General features: G+C 68.9%; 15 protein-coding genes. 9 read left to right on the top strand and 6 right to left on the bottom strand.

Annotation, left to right across the window (positions count from 1 at the left end; all coding sequences use genetic code 11):
- Positions 1-31 precede the first annotated feature (31 nt).
- Positions 32-2,140: a DNA gyrase/topoisomerase IV subunit B gene (locus FJV46_RS11920; protein WP_087026138.1), complete on the bottom strand. Its 2,109-nt coding sequence runs from the start codon at positions 2,138-2,140 to the stop codon at positions 32-34.
- A 271-nt stretch (positions 2,141-2,411) separates the two neighbouring features.
- Between FJV46_RS11920 and FJV46_RS11915 the strand changes: the two genes are divergently transcribed.
- Positions 2,412-2,633 (top strand): DUF7455 domain-containing protein, encoded by a 222-nt coding sequence (locus FJV46_RS11915; protein WP_087026136.1) that lies wholly within the window; start codon positions 2,412-2,414, stop codon positions 2,631-2,633.
- A gap of 271 nt (positions 2,634-2,904) precedes the next feature.
- On the opposite strand, the gene FJV46_RS11910 is transcribed toward FJV46_RS11915, so the two are convergent.
- From FJV46_RS11910 to FJV46_RS11895, 4 genes are all read right to left on the bottom strand, one after another.
- A complete protein-coding gene (locus FJV46_RS11910) occupies positions 2,905-4,089 on the bottom strand; it encodes an RNA polymerase sigma factor (protein WP_232008628.1) in 1,185 nt (394 codons plus the stop codon).
- A gap of 331 nt (positions 4,090-4,420) precedes the next feature.
- Positions 4,421-5,797: a DUF4192 domain-containing protein gene (locus FJV46_RS11905; RefSeq protein WP_087026130.1), complete on the bottom strand. Its 1,377-nt coding sequence runs from the start codon at positions 5,795-5,797 to the stop codon at positions 4,421-4,423.
- 154 nt (positions 5,798-5,951) lie between these two features.
- On the bottom strand, positions 5,952-7,292 hold the full coding sequence (locus FJV46_RS11900; protein WP_087026127.1) for an MFS transporter: 1,341 nt from the start codon (positions 7,290-7,292) through the stop codon (positions 5,952-5,954).
- 180 nt (positions 7,293-7,472) lie between these two features.
- A complete protein-coding gene (locus FJV46_RS11895) occupies positions 7,473-8,519 on the bottom strand; it encodes a proteasome assembly chaperone family protein (protein ID WP_087026124.1) in 1,047 nt (348 codons plus the stop codon).
- 282 nt (positions 8,520-8,801) lie between these two features.
- On the opposite strand from FJV46_RS11895, the gene FJV46_RS11890 reads away from it, so the two are divergent.
- The 5 genes from FJV46_RS11890 to FJV46_RS11870 all read left to right on the top strand — a co-directional run bounded on the left by FJV46_RS11890 (position 8,802) and on the right by FJV46_RS11870 (position 15,941).
- The gene (locus FJV46_RS11890; RefSeq protein ID WP_087026121.1) at positions 8,802-10,349 is read left to right on the top strand and encodes a leucyl aminopeptidase; all 1,548 of its coding nucleotides are present in this window, start codon (positions 8,802-8,804) and stop codon (positions 10,347-10,349) included.
- Between the two features lie 310 nt (positions 10,350-10,659).
- Positions 10,660-12,042 (top strand): dihydrolipoyl dehydrogenase, encoded by a 1,383-nt coding sequence (gene lpdA / locus FJV46_RS11885; RefSeq protein ID WP_087025804.1) that lies wholly within the window; start codon positions 10,660-10,662, stop codon positions 12,040-12,042.
- 150 nt (positions 12,043-12,192) lie between these two features.
- Positions 12,193-14,049: a 2-oxoglutarate dehydrogenase, E2 component, dihydrolipoamide succinyltransferase gene (gene sucB, locus FJV46_RS11880; protein ID WP_087025801.1), complete on the top strand. Its 1,857-nt coding sequence runs from the start codon at positions 12,193-12,195 to the stop codon at positions 14,047-14,049.
- Between the two features lie 373 nt (positions 14,050-14,422).
- The gene (locus FJV46_RS11875; RefSeq protein ID WP_087025799.1) at positions 14,423-14,854 is read left to right on the top strand and encodes an OsmC family protein; all 432 of its coding nucleotides are present in this window, start codon (positions 14,423-14,425) and stop codon (positions 14,852-14,854) included.
- 190 nt (positions 14,855-15,044) lie between these two features.
- Entirely contained in the window at positions 15,045-15,941 is an 897-nt protein-coding gene (locus FJV46_RS11870) for a TIGR01777 family oxidoreductase (protein ID WP_087025796.1), read from the top strand.
- A gap of 55 nt (positions 15,942-15,996) precedes the next feature.
- Here the strand turns inward: FJV46_RS11870 and FJV46_RS11865 are convergent, their stop codons facing one another.
- Positions 15,997-17,667 (bottom strand): protein kinase domain-containing protein, encoded by a 1,671-nt coding sequence (locus FJV46_RS11865; protein WP_126130569.1) that lies wholly within the window; start codon positions 17,665-17,667, stop codon positions 15,997-15,999.
- Between the two features lie 622 nt (positions 17,668-18,289).
- Here FJV46_RS11865 and FJV46_RS11860 point away from each other — a divergent pair.
- From FJV46_RS11860 to lipA, 3 genes are read left to right on the top strand one after another with little or no spacing between them, the layout of a single operon-like run.
- Complete coding sequence (locus FJV46_RS11860; protein ID WP_087025790.1) at positions 18,290-18,664, top strand: hypothetical protein; 375 nt, start codon at positions 18,290-18,292, stop codon at positions 18,662-18,664.
- Between the two features lie 51 nt (positions 18,665-18,715).
- Positions 18,716-19,456, top strand: coding sequence for a lipoyl(octanoyl) transferase LipB (gene lipB, locus FJV46_RS11855; protein WP_087025787.1), 741 nt, complete (start codon positions 18,716-18,718; stop codon positions 19,454-19,456).
- Positions 19,453-20,454 carry a lipoyl synthase gene (gene lipA, locus FJV46_RS11850; RefSeq protein WP_087025785.1) on the top strand — a complete coding sequence of 334 codons (1,002 nt, stop codon included), beginning with the start codon at positions 19,453-19,455 and terminating at the stop codon, positions 20,452-20,454. Before lipB ends, lipA begins: the two co-directional genes overlap by 4 nt.
- Positions 20,455-20,512 lie beyond the last annotated feature (58 nt).

Here is a 20,512-nt window from a genome sequence, read left to right as displayed (position 1 = left end):
CGCCCGATCCGCCGCGTGCGGGCAGCACGGGTCAGGCGTCGATACGGTCCCGGTCGAGGGACGCCGCGCCGGCCACGATGAAGTCCTTCCGCGGAGCGACGTCGCTGCCCATGAGGAGATTGAACACCCGCTCGGCTGATTCGGCCTCCTGGATACGCACGCGCCGCAAGGTCCTGTGTCGCGGATCCATCGTGGTCTCGGCGAGCTGGTCCGCGTCCATCTCCCCCAGGCCCTTGTAGCGCTGGATCGGCGACTTGTACCGCTTGCCCTGCTTCTCCATGGCCGCCAGGAGGCGGTTCAGCTCGGCCTCGGAATAGGTGTAGATCATTTCGTTGGCCTTGGAGCCGCCAGTGATGACCTCGACCCGGTGGAGCGGCGGGACAGCGGCGTAGACACGCCCAGCGTCGACCAGTGGCCGCATGTACCGGAAGAACAGGGTCAGCAGCAGCGTGCGGATGTGCGCGCCGTCGACATCGGCGTCGGTCATCAGGATCACCTTGCCGTAGCGCCGGGCGTCCAGCTGGAAGCTACGCCCCGAGCCGGCCCCGATCACCTGGATGAGCGCCGCGCACTCGGCGTTGGAGAGCATGTCTCCCACGGACGCCTTCTGGACGTTGAGGATCTTGCCGCGGATCGGCAGGAGCGCCTGGTAGTCGGAGGACCGGGCGTTCTTGGCCGTCCCGAGGGCGCTGTCACCCTCGACGATGAACAGCTCGGAACGCTCGGGGTCGTCGATCCTGCAATCCGCGAGCTTCGCCGGCATGGTCGAGGTCTCGAGGGCGTTCTTCCGCCGCTGGGTCTCCTTGTGGACCCGCGCGGAGATCCGCGATCGCATCTCCGCGACGACCTTCTCCAGCAGGAGCGTCGACTGCGCCTTGTCGTTGCGCGCCGTCGAGGTCAACCGCGCCTGCAACTCCTTCTCCACGACCCGGGTCACGATGGCCTTCACGGCGGAGGTGCCGAGGATCTCCTTCGTCTGCCCCTCGAACTGGGGTTCGGCCAGCCGGACGGTGAGGACCGCGGTGAGTCCTGCGAAGACATCGTCCTTCTCGATCTTGTCGCTTCCCGCCTTCAGCTTGCGGGCGTTGTCGCCGATCACCTTGCGGAAGGTCTTCAGCAGCGCCTGCTCGAATCCGCTCTGATGCGTGCCGCCCTTCGGCGTCGCGATGATGTTCACGTAGCTGCGGATCGTGGTCTCGTAGCCGATACCCCAGCGCAGCGCGATGTCGACATCGCAGTCACGCTCCACCTCCGCCATCCGGCTGTGGCCGCGATCGTCGAGGACCGGCACGGATTCCTTGAAGCGCCCCGAACCCTGGATGCGCCACACGTCCGTCACCGCGGCGTCGAGAGCCAGGAATTCGGCGTACTCGGAGATTCCACCGTCGTGCTGGAAGACCTCCTCGACCGGCCCGGACTCCCCCGGTGTGCCCGGCATCTTCCGCTCGTCCCGGAGCGTGATGCGCAGCCCGGGTACGAGGAACGACGTCTGGCGCGCCCTCGTCTGGAGTTCCTCGTAGGAGAAGGCTGCGTCCGGCGTGAAGATCTGGCGATCCGCCCAGTACCGGATACGCGTACCTGTCACACCGCGCTTGGCCGTCCCCACGACCTCGAGCCGCGAACCGTCGAGGAAGGGCTCGAAGGGTGACGTCGGCGCCGGCGTCCTCGCATCCTTGAAGACGCCTGGCTCGCCGCGACGGAAGGACATCGCGTAGGTCTTGCTTCCCCGGTCCACGAAGACGTCCAGCCGGGAGGACAGGGCGTTGACGACACTCGCCCCGACACCGTGCAGCCCGCCGGACGCCGTGTAGGAGCCGCCGCCGAACTTGCCTCCGGCATGAAGCTTCGTGAACACCACCTCCACCCCGGTCAGGCCGGTCTTCGGTTCGATGTCCACGGGGACCCCGCGGCCGTCGTCATGGATCTCGACGGACCCGTCCGCGTGCAGGATCACCGTGATGCTCTGCCCGTATCCGGCCAGCGCCTCGTCGACGGAGTTGTCGATGATCTCCCACAGGCAGTGCATCAGGCCTCGCGAGTCGGTGGACCCGATGTACATCCCGGGGCGCTTGCGGACGGCCTCGAGGCCCTCCAGGACCGAGAGGTGGCGGGCGGTGTAGTCCGAGCTCGGGGGTGTCACGGGGTCTCCTAGGCGGATCGGGCACGATCCAGGACAGAGCGTCAGGAGGATTGTGGGTATTCCCAGTTTATTACGGCCGACGGACACTCCGCGGGAGGCGGGCACGGACTGGGCGGAAGGCGGGGCGCCGGGCGCACCGTCCGCGGAACGGGTGGGCCCGCGCCGCCCTCCCTACCCCCTGGTACGCCCGGAGCGAAAGCCGGCCCAGCCTGGGAAGGCGCGGCGACGAATAGTGGTTATATGAGTACACGATCCACATGAGGAGGCAATCATGACCACTGCAGTAGCAACTCGCGAGCTCACTGCCCTGGACCGCTGCGACCGTTGCGGCGCCCAGGCTTACGTGCGGGCAGTCCTTCAGTCCTCCGGTGGAGAGCTTCTGTTCTGCGGGCACCACGCGCGCGCCGTCGAAGCCAACCTGAAGCCGCTCACCTCTGAGTGGCAGGACGAGACCCAGAGGCTTCACGAGAAGCCCGCGGTCGCGGCCGACTGACAGGCGGGACACCACCGCTCACACGACCTAGACGGCGCCCCGTGTACAGGCGCCCATATGCAGGACCACGAACAGGGTTCCCTCCGCCGGAGGGGGCCCTGTTCGTGTACGTGTCGATACCCGACCCGGGTCCGGCAACCAGGACGCTGCCGGTGGCGACGGGGCGGGGCACCGGGATCCAACCCGCCGTCGGACGGCATGAGGGCCTCCCCCGTCGGGGAAGGCCCTCATGTCAGGAGCTGAGGAGAGTGTCAGGCCCGGACGCAGTACATCAGTCGAGGTAGTCCCGGAGTACCTGCGACCTCGACGGGTGGCGCAGCTTGGACATCGTCTTCGACTCGATCTGGCGGATGCGCTCACGCGTGACTCCGTAGACCTTGCCAATCTCGTCGAGGGTCTTCGGCTGCCCGTCGGTCAGGCCGAACCGCATGGCCACCACACCGGCCTCCCGCTCCGAGAGCGTGTCCAGCACGGAGTGGAGCTGCTCCTGCAGCAGCGTGAAGCTCACGGCGTCCGCCGGCACCACGGCCTCCGAGTCCTCGATGAGGTCCCCGAATTCCGAGTCCCCGTCCTCGCCCAGGGGGGTGTGCAGGGAAATGGGCTCGCGCCCGTACTTTTGGACCTCGACGACCTTCTCGGGCGTCATGTCGAGCTCGAGCGCGAGTTCCTCGGGGGTCGGTTCGCGCCCGAGATCCTGGAGCATCTGCCGCTGCACACGGGCGAGCTTGTTGATGACCTCGACCATGTGCACGGGGATGCGGATGGTACGCGCCTGGTCGGCCATGGCGCGGGTGATCGCCTGACGAATCCACCAGGTGGCGTAGGTGGAGAACTTGAACCCCTTGGTGTAGTCGAACTTCTCGACTGCGCGGATGAGGCCCAGGTTTCCTTCCTGGATGAGGTCCAGGAACAGCATCCCTCGTCCGGTGTAGCGCTTGGCGAGCGAGACCACGAGGCGAAGATTCGCCTCGAGCAGGTGGTTCTTGGCGCGTTTGCCGTCGTGGATCACGAACTCGAGCTCGCGCTTGAGCTTGGCATCCATGTCGGGGTCCGCGGCGATCTTCTCCTCGGCGAAGAGCCCCGCCTCGATGCGCAGCGCGAGGTCCACTTCCTGCTCGGCGTTGAGCAGTGCGACCTTGCCGATCTGCTTCAGGTAGTCCTTGACCGGATCGGCCGTTGCGCCGGCTGAGACGACCTGCTGGGCCGGGGCGTCGTCGTCGTCGGCGTCCGAGTAGACGAACCCTGTCGACGTTCCACCCCCGGTAGCCTCGGGCTTCGCATCATCGGGCTCCGCGTCCGTCGCCTCGACGGCGGGGTCCACGGGTTCAAGCGTGTCCACCGAACCCTGGGCGTCCGACGTCGAGGCCTTGGCGGCAGCGGAGGAAGCAGCCTTGGTGGCTGGCTTCTTGGCCGCCACCCGTCGCTTGGTGGTGGTGGTACCAGCATCTGTCGACACTGGAGCTGCTGTCTTCTTGACCGGCACAGAAAACCTTTCGTACGGCGATGTGTGATGTCATCAGACGGACAACACCACTATGACCCTGTCAAGTCCGTGCTCAGTACCAGACGAACCAGGCCGGGCCGATTCCCTAGGGAACGGTCCAGCCGGCCTTGCTATTCCCGGGGTCGGCGGCCTTTCGGCGTCGTCTGTCCGGTCATGCTCGGAGAGTGCTGGTGCACGGACCCAACCGGGTCTCAACCTCGATTGTCTCACGCCCTTTGGTCCCGCCGGAAATCTGGGCATACCTGCCGCCCTTGCCGATCCGCCGGTCCGGAGCACCCCTCGATCACCCCGCTCGCCGCGGTTGCCGCCCTGCTGTCGCCGGGTCCGCGGTCCACGCCGTCGCCCGCGTCCTCGCCCACTCCGGGAGTCCCCCACGACGCAGCAGTTCATGGAGGAGACGTGCAAGCCGGTAGCCGGGTACTGCCCGCTCGGCCGCGTCGAGGAACACCGCTGCCCTCGATCCCCGCCCCCGGGCGTACTCGAACCATCCGGACATCGTGAGGACCGCGGCCCGTGATTCCCCCTCCGCCGCGGCGACCAGACCGCCGAGGACATCCGACATCGCATCGACCCTGGACCACATGATGTATCCGGTGAACTGTCCCGCCAGGACATCGGCGAACTGGAGGGCGCGGTCCCTCCCGCCCGCCACTGCCGATCCGTTGGTGGACGAGGGCGCCGTGCGCCCCGACGCCGCCGTCGTCCGGCCGACCGACCACAGCACCTGCGGCGGGGCGCCTCCGGGAAGCACGAACGACGGGCAAGGGTCCTCGCCGCCGCGTTCGGCGGCCGCGTCCGCGCGGACGGCTCGGGGGTGCAGGAGGGAGCATTCCATGGCGCCGGCGAGTGCAGCATCGGATCCGAGGCAGGCACTGGCCAGGAGGAAGTCGCGCACCGTCCGCGATTCCACACTCGCCAGCAGGAAACCTGCCACCTCGGGCAGCGCGTCGGGATCGAGCGTGCCCTCGAGGACGGCGTCCCACAGGGCGGACGTCGCGTGAAACTGCCGCTCCTCCGTCCAGAGGTCGCGGCATGAGGCGGCGAAGGATGCCCGGGCCGAACGGATCTCCGCGTGCTCCGGGGGTAAGGGGTGGGAGCCCGCGCCGACAGCGGGAACCTGACGCTCGACGGCCGCCGGCGCGGAGGCATCGACGGCGCTGCCACCGAAGACGAGTTCGGCGTTCAGGGCGCTGTCGGTCACCGCGTCCAACGGACGGCCCGGCCAGCTGCAGCAGTCCTGGTCGTCGCAGAAATAGTCACGCCATGCGGTGTCGGAGACGAACCAGCCGTCGAGGACCGTGAGGCCTGCACTCCCGAGAACGGCACCGAGCGCGCTGATCAGTGCCTGGTGGGGTGGCGGGGTCGAGGGGTGCCAGACCTGTCTGCTGTACACGATCAGAAGTGCCCCGTCCGCCCCGGCGTCCCCCTCGAGGAAGGACAGCAGTCCTCTGGTGAAGGCGAGAGGATCAGCGTCGTCGGGCGGCAGATCAACCCGGAGGGTGGCCCCCAAGCGCCTGCCCGACATGGTGAGCAGCACCAGGCTCTCGCGCGGCAGGAAACCGAGGGCATGAGGGACGTAGGAGAGGATGTCTGCCGGCGATGCGACGGAGAAGGGCGGGGAGCTGGAGGGTCCCGGCGAGGGGCTGGAGAAGGAGGACATGGAACCAGCCTGTCGGCCCGTCCGGCGTGCGGCCGGGGCGACGCCGGCTATGTGGACAAACCCGGCACAGTCGGCTTCGCCGCCAGGAGCGTCTCGGACGCCACGGGCGCGGCACGGCCCACGGTACGCTCCGCGGCCGCGCGCCACGCAGAACTCAGTCCGCGCTCTTCCGAGCGGATCTCGCTGCCCGTCGTCGGCGTCGTTCCCGGGCGAGCGCCTCCCTGAGCGGCGGGACGACCACCCCCTGCTCGGCCATGCGTCGTCGGACGCGCCGACGAGCAATGACCACCGCCGTCGCACCGGTGGCCAGGACGACGAGCTGGACGGCCATGGCGAGGCGGAAGGACGCCAGGGCGTAGAGGTCCCCTCCGGAGAATCCGCTGCTCAGGAGGAGATCGAGGACCACTCCTATCACGAACATGGTCATGAGCGACGCCATGAAGCCACCGATGTTGACGATGCCCGTCGCGGTTCCCATACGGGCTGCGGGGTTGAAGGTGCGTGCGAAGTCGAAGGCGATCATGGACCCCGGCCCGCCGATCGCGAGCGCCACCACGAGCAGCGTCAGCAGCGGCAGAGGAGCAGGCCCCGGGTACAGCAGCACGGCAAGCCAGGCAGTCGCCATGAGCCCCGCGATGCCGAGCACCATCGTGGACCGCCGCAGCGGATGCCGCCCCACGTACCGCCCGAGGAGCGGCCCGCAGGCTATTCCGACGGCGACGAACAGCGTCATCAGCGCCGACGCGGCGCCCTCTCCGACCTTCTCCGCACGGACCAGGTACGGGTAGCCCCACATGAGGACGAACACCGTTCCCGGGAACTGGATGGTGAAGTGCGACCACAGCCCCAGCCGGGTGCCGGGCTGCTTCCATGCCTCCGCGAGCGACGTGCCGGTCTCCCTGAGCGTCTGTGAGGATCGTTCCGTCCCGGGCACCGGCGAATCGCGGATGACGGTCAGGGCGAGCACGACGGCGAGCACGGACAGCGCCGCCGCGGACAGGAAGGCCGGCTGCCAGCCGAAGGTCGACAGCAGCGCGACGAACGGGATCACCGACACCACCTGCCCGAGTTGGCCGATGATGCCGGTCCACTGTGTGAGGACGGGAATGCGGCGCGGCTCGAACCAGGCGGGCAGGAGGCGCAGGACGCTGATGAAGGTGGTCGCATCACCGGCTCCTACGAGCAGCCGTCCTACGATCCCGGCTCCCACGGAGTCGGCGAACGCCAGTTGCGTCTGGCCGACCGCCATCAGCACGCCGCCCGCGACGATGAGCGCACGAGGACCCCATCGATCCACCAGGACGCCCACGGGCACCTGGAGCCCGGCATACACGAGCAGCTGGACCACCGTGAACACGGACAGCTGGGACGCGGTGGCCCCGAACCTGTCCGTCGCCTCGAGACCTGCCACCCCGAAGGTGGTGCGCTGGGTCACCGCGACGAGGTAGGCCGCCACTCCTGCCCCCCAGACCAGGCCCGCCTTCGAAGAAATCACCAGTTCATTATCCCGTGACGCCGCGTCCGCCGTGCCCGGGGCCTGCCGGAACAGGTATGAGAAAGCCCACCCGTCGGCGGGACGGGTGGGCTTTCTCCTGGGCCGGCGCACGGCAGCCGTCCGGGCTGCACCGGCCGGTCGGGCGGTCAGGCCGGACGGGTCAACGGGCCCGACGGGCGATCAGGCTGGACGCTGTCCGGACGTCCCGTCGTCCGTCGCCTCCGGTCCGGTGGTTGGATCCGGCCGGGGCCCGGTCCCGTCGTCACGGACCGCCGGCGGATTGAGGAACTCGGTGTCCCACAGGTGGGTAGATTCCTCCTCGGCCTGAGGACTGGCGAGATACGCCTCCACGGCCGCGCCGAGCTCGTCGGCACTCGCGAGTTCGCTGTTCTCCTTGACCAGCAGCGATCGGCGCTCAGCACCTTCCGCGTACTCGTCGTAACGCTGTTCCAGGGATGACACCACCGACTGCACCTCGGCCGAGTTGCCGACCTGGCGGGCGATCTGGCGTTCGACGTCGCGCCCTGTCTCCCGCAGCCGGTCCGTGGGCAGCACGAGCCGTGCGGACGCGCCCAGGTATTCGAGGCCGGCAACGGCGGCGGGCGGGTACTCGGCCTCCGCGAGGTAGTGCGGGACATGGATGGCGTGGCCGACGACGTCGTCGCCCGCCTCGATGAGGCGCATCTCCAGGATGTGGCCGATGGACGCCTGGAACTCGGCTGTCGGTCGCCAGGCACTCATGCCGTCGATGAGGTCCGGGCGGTTGCCGTGCATCGTCACACCGATCGGCCGGGTGTGCGGAACCGGCATGGGGATGGCGTGAACCCACGAGATGAGCGGGACCTCGAGGTCGGCGACGAGCCCGACGACGGCGCTCGCGAAGCGCTCCCACTGCAGATCGGGCTCGAGACCTGTGAGGAACAGGAACGGCTCGCCCAGTCCGTCGTGCAGGCGGTGCAGTTCGAGTCTGTGCGGCTGGTAATCGGTCAGATGGTCCTCGACGAAGGTGACCCTCGGGCGCCTGCTGCGATAGTCCATGAGCTGATCGGCGTCGAACTCGGCCACGAGTTCATGGTCGAGGACTTCGAGAAGCTCCTCACTGACCTGGGACACGACCTGCCCGGCGTCCATGAAGCCCGTCAGGCTCATGACGAGGGGCAGCCCCTTCGTCCCGGCGTCGTTGAACACCTCGGTGTTGATGTTGTACAGGGTTCGTGGATCCAGCATGGTTCTCCTTGCGGTTCGTCCTGCAGTGTTCAACGCCGCGTGCGCCGGCTTCATTCCGGCAGCCACCTCACCTGCATCTTCCCGGACCTCCCCCGAACCTCCCCCCGGGCCCGGCCGCGCATTCTGCGTCTCCCGTGCTCCCTGTGGACCGGACGGGCCGGTGGCGGAGCAGAGACTACGATCGTCAGGGAGGTCCGGCACCACCAGATACCGGACCGCGACGGACCCACCACGAGTGACGCAGCATCTGGACAACCATCCGGACACGAGGAGACATATTCCGTGATCAAGACGACCGAACTACACCTGACAGCCTCCGCGAAGGACCTGAAGAAGATTCCGAGCGACGCGCTCGTGATCGCGGTCGCCAAGGGCATCGACGGGCCCGTCCTGCTCGACAGCCCGTTGCCGGCCAAGGCAGCACGAGCGCTCGGAGACTCCCTCCAGGTCCTCGGCATCACCGGTGCCGCGGACGAGGTTCGCCGCCTCCCCGGCCTTCCCGAGACGGGCGCCGATTCGCTCGTCCTGTCCGGGGTCGGCCAGCAGACGACGGACGCCATGCTCTCCCCGGAGACCCTCCGTCGCGCCGCGGGCGCAGCGGTCCGCCAGCTGACCGGCCTCGACACCGTGGTCCTCGCCCTGCCTGCCGCAACCGTCGCCGCAGCGGCAGCCGTGGCCGAAGGAGCCGCCTTCGGTGCCTACAGCTACGAGGGCCATAAGTCGGGCATGAAGGCGGACGGGACCGTTGCGCCCGCCACGGACCGCGCCGCCGTGCGCAACGTCGTCGTCCACACCCCGGCCGCGGACGACTCCGAGCTCGCACCCGCGCTGAAACGCGCCGTCGTCCTCGGCAAGAACGTGAACGCCACCCGCTCCCTCGTCAACCAGCCCCCGAGCCACCTCTACCCGGAGACCTTCGCGCAGGCTGCGAAGGATCTCGCGCGGGGACTTCCCGTCAAGGTCACGGTCATGGACGAGAAGCGCCTCGAGCGGGACGGCTACGGCGGCATCCTCGGCGTCGGCAAGGGTTCCTCCCGTCCGCCGCGCATGGTCAAGGTGGAATACTCCCCCGCGAAGTCCGCCGTGCACCTCGCCCTTGTCGGCAAGGGCATCACCTTCGACTCCGGTGGACTCTCGCTCAAGCCCGCCGCAGGCATGCAGACCATGAAGCTCGACATGGCCGGCGCCGCCGTCGTCCTCACCACCCTCCTCGCCGTCGCCGAGCTGGGCCTCCCCGCGAAGGTCACGGCATGGCTCTGCCTGGCCGAGAACATGCCGTCCGGCACCGCGCAGCGCCCCGAGGACGTCCTGTCCATCTACGGCGGCCGCACCGTCGAGGTCCTCAACACCGACGCCGAGGGCCGCCTGGTCCTCGCCGACGGGCTCGTCGCAGCGAGCGAGGAGTCCCCCGACGCCATCATCGACATCGCCACGCTCACCGGCGCGCAGATGATCGCGCTGGGCACCCGCGTCTCCGGAGTGATGGGCGACGACGGCGTGCGCGATGCCGTGAAGGCCGCCGCCGACCGCGCGGGCGAGCAGTTCTGGCCCATGCCCCTGCCGGAGGAACTGCGCCCCAGCCTCGACTCCCAGGTCGCCGACATCGCCAACATCGGTGAGCGTAACGGCGGCATGATGACGGCGGCGGTGTTCCTGCGGGAGTTCGTGGGACAGGTCGACGGCGAGAAGATCCCCTGGGCCCACCTCGACATCGCCGGACCGGCCTTCAACGAGGGCGCCCCCTACGGCTACACGCCCAAGGCGGGCACCGGTGTCGGTGTCCGGACCCTCTTCGCCTACGTCGAGGACGTCCTCGCGCGCACGGCCTGACGGCAGCCGGTCGGCGGGACCCGCCCTGGCGCGGGTCCCGCCGACCAGGCCCGGCATCCCCGCCCCCGCCCCGCACTGCCCGACCACCCGAGGGTGGACCGACGCGGGCGGACCGGCACGCGTGACCCTGCGCACATCCGGGTACGAACCGAACGGACACCGACGACTTCAGGTGGATGACGGCTACAACTGGGGATAGGGTGAAAAACAAAGCACACGAAGCACCGCGACCGCTCTGCGACCGCACCAGCCAACGATCTATCAACCGACGCGCCCGGCGCGTCAACAGACCACGCGAGGGAGCGTTCAAGTGGCCGAATCGGCAACTGCGCAAGAATTCGACATCCTGGTACTCGGTGGAGGCAGCGGCGGTTACGCCGCGGCCCTTCGCGCCGTGCAGCTGGGGTTCACCGTGGGGCTCATCGAGAAGGGGAAGCTCGGCGGCACCTGCCTGCACAACGGCTGCATCCCCACCAAGGCGCTGCTCCACTCCGCGGAGATCGCCGACGGCGCCCGCGATGCCGAGAAGTACGGAGTGAAGGCGACGTTCGAGTCCATCGACATGAACGCCGTGAACGCGTACAAGGACGGCATCATCGCCGGCAAGTACCGCGGACTGCAGGGGCTCATCAAGTCCAAGGGCATCACCGTGATCGAGGGATCGGGCAAGCTCGCCTCGCAGACAACCATCGACGTCGACGGCACCGTCTACACCGGCAAGCACATCATCCTCGCGACCGGCTCCTTCTCCCGCAGCCTCCCCGGTCTCGAGATCGGCGGCAAGGTCATCACCTCGGACCAGGCCCTGACGATGGACTTCGTCCCCAAGAAGGCGATCATCCTCGGTGGCGGCGTCATCGGCTGCGAGTTCGCGTCCGTCTGGAAGTCCTTCGGCGTCGACGTCACGATCATCGAGGCCCTCCCCTCGCTCGTCCCCAACGAGGACGCCTCGATCGTGAAGAACTTCGAACGCGCCTTCAAGAAGCGCGGCATCGCGTTCAACACGGGCACCCGCTTCAAGTCCGTCGAGCAGAACGACGACGGCGTCGTCGTCTCGCTCGAGGACGGCAAGACCTTCGAGGCCGACCTCATGCTCGTCGCCGTCGGACGCGGGCCGGTCACGCAGGACCTCGGCTACGAGGAGGCGGGCCTCACGATGGACCGCGGCTTCGTCATCACCGACGAGCGCCTGCACACCGGCGTCGGCAGCATCTACGCGATCGGTGACATCGTCCCCGGCCTGCAGCTCGCCCACCGCGGGTTCCAGCAAGGCATCTTCGTCGCCGAGGAGATCGCCGGCCAGAAGCCGGTCGTCGTCTCCGACCTCAACATCCCCAAGGTCACCTACAGCGACCCCGAGATCGCCTCCGTCGGCTACACCGAGAAGGCGGCCCGCGAGAAGTTCGGCGACGAGAACGTGCTGACCCACGAGTACAACCTCGCAGGCAACGGCAAGAGCTCGATCATCGGGACGGGCGGCATCGTGAAGCTCGTTCGCGAGAAGGACGGCCCCATCGTGGGCGTTCACATGCTCGGGTCCCGGATGGGTGAGCAGATCGGCGAGGCGCAGCTCATCGTCAACTGGGAGGCGTACCCCGAGGACGTCGCTCCGCTGATCCACGCGCACCCGACGCAGAACGAGGCGCTCGGCGAGGCGCACCTCGCCCTCGCGGGCAAGCCGCTGCACGGCTGAGGCGGGCGGCCCACAACAGAACGGGCCTGGTCCACGCTCCGAGGGCGTGGACTAAGCTCGGAACCAGGAATTTCACGCACGCCCAGCTGGACGGGTCCCGCTCGTCGACCAGCTGTCAGGAACGATCTATGAAGGAGAAACGGGCACATTATGTCTGAATCCGTGAACTTGCCCGCTCTCGGTGAAAGCGTCACCGAAGGCACCGTCACCCGCTGGCTCAAGCAGGTCGGTGACCGTGTCGAGGTCGACGAGCCCCTCCTCGAGGTGTCCACCGACAAGGTCGACACCGAGATCCCTTCTCCGATCGCCGGCGTGATCGAGGAGATCCTGGTCGCCGAGGACGAGACCGCCGAGGTCGGCGCTCCGCTCGTGCGTATCGGCGACGGTTCGGGAAGCGGTGACTCCGACGACGCAGCTCCGGCCGCGGACGCCGCACCGGCTGAGGAGTCGGCAGAGGAGTCCGCGGACCAGCCCGAGGAGAAGGCGCCCGAGGCCGAGGCCCCCTCCTCCACAGGCGGTGCAGACAGCAGCGACGACAGCAGTGACGAAGGCGCCGGCGAGGGTACCGAAGTGACCCTCCCCGCCCTCGGTGAGAGTGTCACCGAGGGAACCGTCACACGCTGGCTGAAAGCCGTCGGTGACGACGTCGAGGTCGACGAGCCGCTCCTCGAGGTATCGACCGACAAGGTCGACACCGAGATCCCGTCCCCCGTGGCCGGCAAGCTGCAGGAGATCCGCGTGAACGAGGACGAGACCGCCGAGGTCGGCGCCGTGCTCGCGATCATCGGCTCGGGCGCGGCAGCCCCCAAGAAGGCCGAAGCGGGCTCCGGCGAACCTCTGGCCGCGGCGCCGGCGGAGGAGCGCGACGACGCACCGACCGAGAAGCCCGGAGCGGACAAGGAAGCCGGTCGTGAGGACGCCACCTCGGAGCCCGACGCCGAAGCCGGCAAGGCACCCGAGAAGCAGCCCGCAGCAGCTGAGAAGACACCCGAGAAGCCGTCGGAGGCTCCTGCGGAGAAGGCCGACACCTCGTCCGCAGACAGCGGCGGCTCGGACGCCTCGGCGTACGTGACCCCGCTCGTCCGGCGCCTGGCGAACCAGAACAACGTGGACCTCTCCGCGATCAAGGGAACCGGCGTCGGTGGACGCATCCGGAAGCAGGATGTCCTCGAAGCCGCGGAGGCGCAGAAGGCGGCACCGGCCGAGTCGTCGTCGCCCGCTCCCGAAGCTCAGGCGCCCGCCGCGTCCTCGAAGTCAGCAGCCCCGGCGGTCGAGCCGTCGAAGCTGCGGGGTACGGTCGAGAAGGCACCCCGGATCCGCCAGACCATCGCCAAGCGCATGCGGGAATCACTCGAGGTCTCGGCCCAGCTCACCCAGGTGATCGAGGTCGACATGACGAGGATCGCCAAGCTGCGCACCGCGTCGAAGGAGTCCTTCCAGGCGCAGAACGGCGCGAAGCTCACCTTCCTCCCGTTCATCTCGAAGGCCGTCACCGAGGCGCTCAAGCAGCACCCGAAGCTGAATGCCTCCTTCGACGAGGAGAAGAAGGAAGTGACGTACCACGACGCAGAGCACCTCGCGATCGCGGTCGACACCGAGAAGGGCCTGCTGGTCCCCGTCATCAAGGACGCCGGAAATCTCAACCTCGGTGGGCTCGCCAAGAAGATCGCCGACGTCGGTTCACGCACCCGCAGCGGACAGATCGGTCCCGACGAACTGTCGGGCGGCACCTTCACGATCACGAACATCGGTTCCGCCGGAGCACTCTTCGACACCCCGATCATCAACCAGCCGCAGGTCGGCATCCTCGGGACGGGCATCATCGTCAAGCGCCCCGTGGTGATCACAGGCGCCGACGGTGACGACACGATCGCGATCCGCTCCATGATGTACCTCAGCCTCACGTACGACCACCGCCTCGTCGACGGTGCGGACGCCGGTCGGTTCCTGCAGACGCTGAAGGCGCGGCTCGAGGGCGGCGCGTTCGAGCCGGACCTCGGCCTCTGAGCAGGGGATGCCGGGGCTGACGTCTCACTGACGTCTCACGGAAGCCGCTTCCCCCTCGGGGAGGCGGCTTCCGTCGTCCCGGTCGTGCGCGCAGCTCCCGTCGTTCCGGTCCGGAGCGCAGCTCCCGTCGTCCGGGTCGTGCGCGCAGCTCCCGTCGTTCCGGTCGTGCGCCCAGCTCCCGTCGTCCGGGTCCGGCGCGTAGCGGACGCCGTGACAAGGCCGGCCCTGGTCACGCCCACCGTCGAACCCGGGACCGAGCCGACAGCGTCCAGGTTCGGATCGCATCGGCGATGGAAGTGGCCGCCGGGCCTCCCTAGGATGGGAGGGCAGCACCGGACGCGAAGAGCGTGTCCGTCCGACAGCAAGGAGAACCATGGCTACCGTTCGCACAGCCCATACCGTCTGGAGCGGCGATCTTCCGTCCGGATCGGGGCAGGTCACGCTCGATTCATCGGGCCTCGGCACCTACGACGTCACCTGGAAGGCACGCGCCGAGGATGCCGGGGGGAAGACCAGCCCGGAGGAACTCATCGCAGCAGCCCACTCGGCGTGCTTCTCCATGGCGTTCAGCAACGCCCTCGGCGAGGAGGGCAACACGCCCGAGCGGGTGGAGACGACCGCGGAGGTCGATTTCCAGCCCGGCACGGGCATCACCGCCATCCGGCTGACCCTCGAAGCCTCGGTGCCCGGACTCGCGGAAGAGGACTTCCAGCGCATCGCACAGGCAGCCAAGGAGGGCTGCCCGGTGTCGCAGGCCCTCGCCGGTGTGAAGGACATCTCGCTCAGCGCGACGCTGAACAGCTGACTCGCATCGCAGGGATCGACAGGGCGGCCCCGGACCAGCGTCCGGGGCCGCCCTGTCGTCACCGGTCGTTGCGCGGAGAGGGCGCCGCTACGACCTCAGCGCGCCGTCATCGCCCGGGTAGGGGACGGGACGCCGGTCGGTGAACGGGTGCCCGGTACCTTTCACCCCTGACTAGTGGTTCGATGGGAGCATGCGCATCCTCCTCGCCGGCGCGTCCGGGACCATCGGCACAGCCCTCATCCGTCAGCTCGAGAAGAATCACGAGGTGACCAGACTTGTGCGCCGTGCACCCCGGGCACCACGGGAGATCCGATGGAATCCGGCGGCCGGTGAACTCGATGTCTCCGCAGTCGAGAACGCCGATGCCGTTATCAACCTCTCGGGCGCCGGGATCGCGGGCGGGCTCTGGACCAGGAGCTACAAGGAGACGCTGTACTCCTCTCGGATCATGCCCACGCGGACTCTGGTGCAGGCCATGCGGGCGGCCCATCATCCGCCCGAGGTCTTCATCAGCCAGTCGGCGTCCGGCTACTACGGCGATCGGGGCGACGACGTCCTGACGGAAGCCGCCGCGTCCGGGCAGACCCTGCTGGCCGACATCTGCCGGCGGTGGGAGGCAGAGGCGCTGGGCGCACCCGACTCCGTGCGCGTGGTGCTGCCGAGGACCGGCATCGTGATGGCACAGGGCGGCGGAGCTCTACCGAACCTCCTGGTCCCCATCCGACTCTTCGCCGGTACCTCCCTCGGCCCGGGGCGTCAGTGGTGGCCGTGGATCTCCCTGAACGACGAGGTCCGGGCACTCGAGTTCCTGCTCACCGCTCCCCTCTCCGGCGCCGTCAATCTGAGCGCGCCGACTCCTGCCACCCTGGACACCATCACGCTCGCGCTCGGCAAGGCCTTCAGCCGACCCGTGTGGTTCCGGGTGCCGGCATCCCTGCTGAAGGCGGTGATCGGACAGCTCGGCTACGAACTCCTGCTCGTGAGCACCCGCATGGAACCACGGAAGCTGACCGCGGCGGGCTTCACCTTCGACGAACCGACCCCAGAATCACTCGCGTCGTGGGTCCGGCGCCTCACGCACTCCTGAACCACCGGGCGCAGGCGACGGTTCGCCGTCCTCCGGGGACGACGCGCGGGACCGCTCAGTCCGGCGCCTCGATCACCGAGTGGATGAGCCACCCGTCGGTGCTGGTGCCGTCGTTCCAGAGGACGAACACGAGGTCCTGCCGGCTGGCGGCCATGAGCGCCGGTGGAGGGAGGCCGGACGCCCGATCGGTGCTCTCCTCGGTGTAGGCGGAGAGCGCCGCCGTCGCACGCACGAGGGCCACGTCCGTGTCCGCCGGAGCCGCGTCCGCGTACGGTACGCCCGGCAGCACGGGGAGAGCGGCCTGTTCCGCTGGCTCCAGGAGTGCCGCGTCGCGGATCGCGATCGTCAGGTCAGGAAGGTGCCGGTCCGATGTGGCGAGCGCCTCGACCGCGTCCTGATCTGCCGTCATCGCGGGCGATCCAGCAACATCGACCCGCCTGAGGATCTCCGCGTCCGGCGTTGCGAAGGCTGCGGCGCGGAGTGCGGCGAGACCGACCAGCGCACGGGTCGGGTCACCAGGGCCATCATCCGTTCCGGGCTCGCCCGGACCGCCACCGCCGGAGCCTGCGTCCAGTGCCTCCGCTCCTCCACCTCCCCGGCTCGCCGACTCCCCCGCGCCTCCCGTCTGGGCGGCACCCGGTCCAGCGCGGCCGGTCGCACCGACGACAGGCCGTGGGGAGGACGCAGGCGCCGGACTGCTGCTGTTGGCGCTGGTGCTGCTGCTGCTGCTGCCTGCGCTGAGCCGATCGGGATCAGCGGGCCCCGACACGCCTCCCATCGTCAGGGCGATCCCTGCACTCAGCAGGAGCAGGGCGAGAGTGCCCGAGAGGAGCGCGAGACGCCGCCACGTCGTGTCATCCCGGCCGACGGTCGAGCTACCCCGGCCCGAACCCGACGAACGGGCGGAGGGCGCCGGCCGCGACCGGTCAGGCCCCCAGCGCTGCAGGCGGAGGCGCTGCCAGGCCGGCTTACTCGGCGCACGGGGAGATCCGGAGCGGCGGGTCAGAAGCTCGGGACGAACACTGGCGTGGACCGCCGGAACCAGATCCACCGGATCGGCAGCGGCACTGGCGAGCAGAACACGCGCGAAATCGTCCGCGCCCGGCCTGTGCCGCCGGTCCGCACTCAACCCGTCCTCGATGAGCTGGACGAGTGGCGGCGGGACGTCGGGCACGATGAGCACGAGCGGAGGCCGCTGCTGCTCAGGTCCCGGTATGCGACCGGTGAGCGCGAACCAGGCCACGGCAGCGAGGGCGAAGACATCCGCACCGGGATCGTAGGCGGCTCCCCGCGCCGGGTCGACGAAGCCGGGCGTCCCCGGCGCCGCGCGATCCGGTGTCCCGAGGAGTCTCCCCGTCCCGAAGTCGGCGAGCAGCGGCTTCCCCTCCTGCGTGAACAGGATGTTCGCGGGCGAGACGTCCCCGTGCACCGCACCGCTGCCGTGCAGGTAGTCGAGCGCCTGGGCGATGGGCACGAGGGCTGTGACCACCTCCGCGATGGGGAGCGGACCGCGTGCGGTCAGGAGGCCGAGGAGCGAGCCTCCGGCGGCGAACTCCAGCAGCAGCGCCGGTCCGCGATCGGTGGCGACCGTGCGATGAATCCGGAGCAGGTGCTCGTGATCGAACCTCCGCAGCAGGCGCATCTCGAGAGCCATGTCCTCGGCCTCGGAGCCGGACGGATGCGCAGAGCCGGCGACGGACCCGGCCGGTGCCGGTGGGACAGGCACGGACGGCGCCTGCAGGGGCGGACCCGAGGACGAGGTAGCGGTGGCTGCGGCCCGTCTGCCATGTCGGGGTGGCGGCTGAACGTGCGGCGCGGGTCCCGGCGTGGGGTTCCGTCTCCCGATCACGGGAGAGGCAGCGGTGGTGCCGCGTGCAGCCGGATCCGACGCATCGCCCGCCGGGGATTCTGCGCCCTCCTGCGCTGCCCCTCGCGGGGTACCGCTGGCGTCCGTACCCCGGCCCGGGTCCGCTTGCGGAACCTTCAGGGCGAACCGTCCACCTCCCTCGTCCTGGACCAGCCACACCGCGGCGGAGCCGCCGCTGCCCAGCAGACGGCCCACCGTGAACCCAGCGGCACTCGGAGCAACCGGTGCCTCGTTCGGGGCGTGCGCCGCTCCACCGGAGGGACCTGTCGGCGGCGCTCCCCGAGCCCCGATGGGCTCGCCGGTTCCACCGGTCGCCTCGGCGGTCCGCCCCTGGTCACGTGGCGTGGTTCCACTCATACGACAGTTGTAGTCCACCGCGCGGCGCGGCCGCCGGTTATCCACAGCCTCTCCCGGCAGAGCGAGCCGATTGACGTAGTAGTACACGCGTTCTATTTTTGATCCATCGAAAGAGGTGGATTCCATGAGGACAGGGCTGCTCCCGGCTGCGGGAACCTGGCACGTGGTCGACGAGGAGATCGACGTGTCGTCCGACGGCGCCGGCGAGAGCTTTGCTGCGCCGTCAGAACTCTCCTGGCGCGGTTCGACCTGGCACGTCACCGGCCCGAGCCTGCACTGGACCACGTGGCGCGCGCTCCCGATTCCCGTCGCGGACACCGGAACCCGTGCCGGGACGAAGCGCCTCACATCGGATTTCTGGCGGTTCACGGCACAGCTCGGCTGTACCCCCACCACGATGGCGTTCGAGATCCGACGGGTGGATCGCGCCTGGCGGATCGTCCGGCTCCGCGTCCCCGTGCCGCTGGTCAGCCAGGAGCATCCGGGCCGGAGCGAGTAACGGGACGCCGCCTCGGCACAAGCTGTCAGCGGACAGGACTACCCTTGCACCATGACTCTCGTACTGTCGCGCGTGGGACTCGCGCCGGATTTCGTCGGGTACATGGAGGGCTGGGAGATGCAGAAGGACCTGCATGCCCGCGTGCTCGCCGGTTCGACACCGAGCACCGTCCTCCTGCTCGAGCACACCGCCGTCTATACCGCCGGCAAGCGGACCGAGGAGCACGAGCGGCCGTTCGACGGCACTCTTGTGATTCCCGTGGACCGCGGCGGCAAGCTCACCTGGCACGGGCCGGGCCAGTTGGTCGGCTACCCGATCATCGCGCTCAGGGATGCCGCCCGGGTGGCCGAGTACGTGTCCGTCCTCGAGGAGATCATCATCGCCACACTGTTGGAACTCGACATCGAGGGCATCCGGATCGAGGGGCGCTCCGGGGTCTGGCTCGCCGCCTCGAACAGCCGGCCCGCCCGCAAGATCGCCGCCATCGGCATCCGGGTGAAGAACCGTGTCACCATGCACGGCTTCGCGGTGAACTGCAGTAACGATCTGGCGCCCTTCCAGCAGATCGTCCCCTGTGGCATCAGCGACGCAGGGGTGACAACCATTTCGGAGGAGATCGGCCGGACGGTCCGTCCGGCGGAGCTGGTTTCGTCCATCGAGGCAGGTTTGCGCAAGAATGAGGCGTTGCTGCTGGGCGACGGATCCGCCCACGGTCTGCGCGCGCCGACCCCCGACGGAGCCGGAGCCTCCGGCGCCGCCCATGACACGCCGTCAGAAGGAGTTCTACTGTGAGCCTTGCACCCGAGGGTCGACGCCTGCTGCGCATCGAGGCGCGTAACGCGGAGACGCCGGTCGAACGGAAACCGGACTGGATCAAGGCCAAGGTGAACATCGGGCCGGAGTTCGTCGCCATGAAGAATCTCGTGAAGAAGGAGGGCCTCCACACCGTCTGCGAGGAGGCCGGTTGCCCCAACATCTTCGAATGCTGGGAGGACCGCGAGGCGACGTTCCTCATCGGAGGGTCCGAGTGCACGCGCCGCTGCGACTTCTGCCAGATCGACACGGGCAAACCCCAGCCACTGGATCGCAGCGAGCCGTTCAAGGTCGCTCAATCCGTGCAGTCGATGAATCTCCGGTATGCGACCGTCACGGGCGTGGCACGCGACGACCTGGCCGACGAGGGCGTGTGGCTCTACGCCGAGACGATCCGTCAGATCCACAGCTTGAACCCGGGCACCGGGGTCGAGATCCTCATCCCCGACTTCTCGGGGCGACCGGAGCACATCGCGGCGATCTGTGACGCGGCGCCCGAGGTCTTCGCCCACAACGTCGAGACCGTGCCCCGTATCTTCAAGCGCATCCGTCCCGCGTTCCGCTACGAGCGGTCGCTTGACGTCATCAGCCAGGGCCGTGACCGCGGCATGGTCACCAAGTCGAATCTGATCCTCGGCATGGGCGAGACGAGTGCGGAGATCTCGGAGGCCCTCCGGGACCTGCACGAGGCCGGCTGCGATCTCATCACCATCACCCAGTACCTCCGCCCGAGCGAACGCCACCTGCCCGTGGACCGGTGGGTGAAGCCGGGCGAATTCGTCGAGCTGAGCGAAGAGGCGGAGGAGATCGGCTTCCTGGGCGTGATGAGCGGTCCCCTCGTGCGTTCGTCCTACCGCGCAGGTCGCCTGTGGGCGCGGGCGATGCGCCGGAAGGGGCTCGAGCTCCCGCCGGAGCTCGCACACCTCGACGAGTCCGGCTCCGCGACCCAGGAAGCATCCTCCCTCCTCGCCGGCTGATCGCGGCTCGTCCTCCGGCAGACGAGGAGGATCGCCCCCAGCGCCGCCGTCGGCCTCC

The organism is Arthrobacter agilis (assembly GCF_006494655.1).
Taxonomy (GTDB): Bacteria; Actinomycetota; Actinomycetes; order Actinomycetales; family Micrococcaceae; genus Arthrobacter_D; species Arthrobacter_D agilis.
Note: the sequence above shows the minus strand (reverse complement) of the source record. Positions and strands in the feature narration are given on the sequence as shown.

Bases quoted from the DNA above. Each gene is read 5' to 3' on its own strand.
- FJV46_RS11915 (WP_087026136.1), top strand. From the start codon at position 2,412: ATGACCACTGCAGTAGCAACTCGCGAGCTCACTGCCCTGGACCGCTGC.
- FJV46_RS11905 (WP_087026130.1), bottom strand. From the start codon at position 5,797: ATGTCCTCCTTCTCCAGCCCCTCGCCGGGACCCTCCAGCTCCCCGCCC.
- FJV46_RS11895 (WP_087026124.1), bottom strand. From the start codon at position 8,519: ATGCTGGATCCACGAACCCTGTACAACATCAACACCGAGGTGTTCAAC.
- sucB (WP_087025801.1), top strand. From the start codon at position 12,193: ATGTCTGAATCCGTGAACTTGCCCGCTCTCGGTGAAAGCGTCACCGAA.
- FJV46_RS11875 (WP_087025799.1), top strand. From the start codon at position 14,423: ATGGCTACCGTTCGCACAGCCCATACCGTCTGGAGCGGCGATCTTCCG.
- FJV46_RS11870 (WP_087025796.1), top strand. From the start codon at position 15,045: ATGCGCATCCTCCTCGCCGGCGCGTCCGGGACCATCGGCACAGCCCTC.
- FJV46_RS11860 (WP_087025790.1), top strand. From the start codon at position 18,290: ATGAGGACAGGGCTGCTCCCGGCTGCGGGAACCTGGCACGTGGTCGAC.
- lipB (WP_087025787.1), top strand. From the start codon at position 18,716: ATGACTCTCGTACTGTCGCGCGTGGGACTCGCGCCGGATTTCGTCGGG.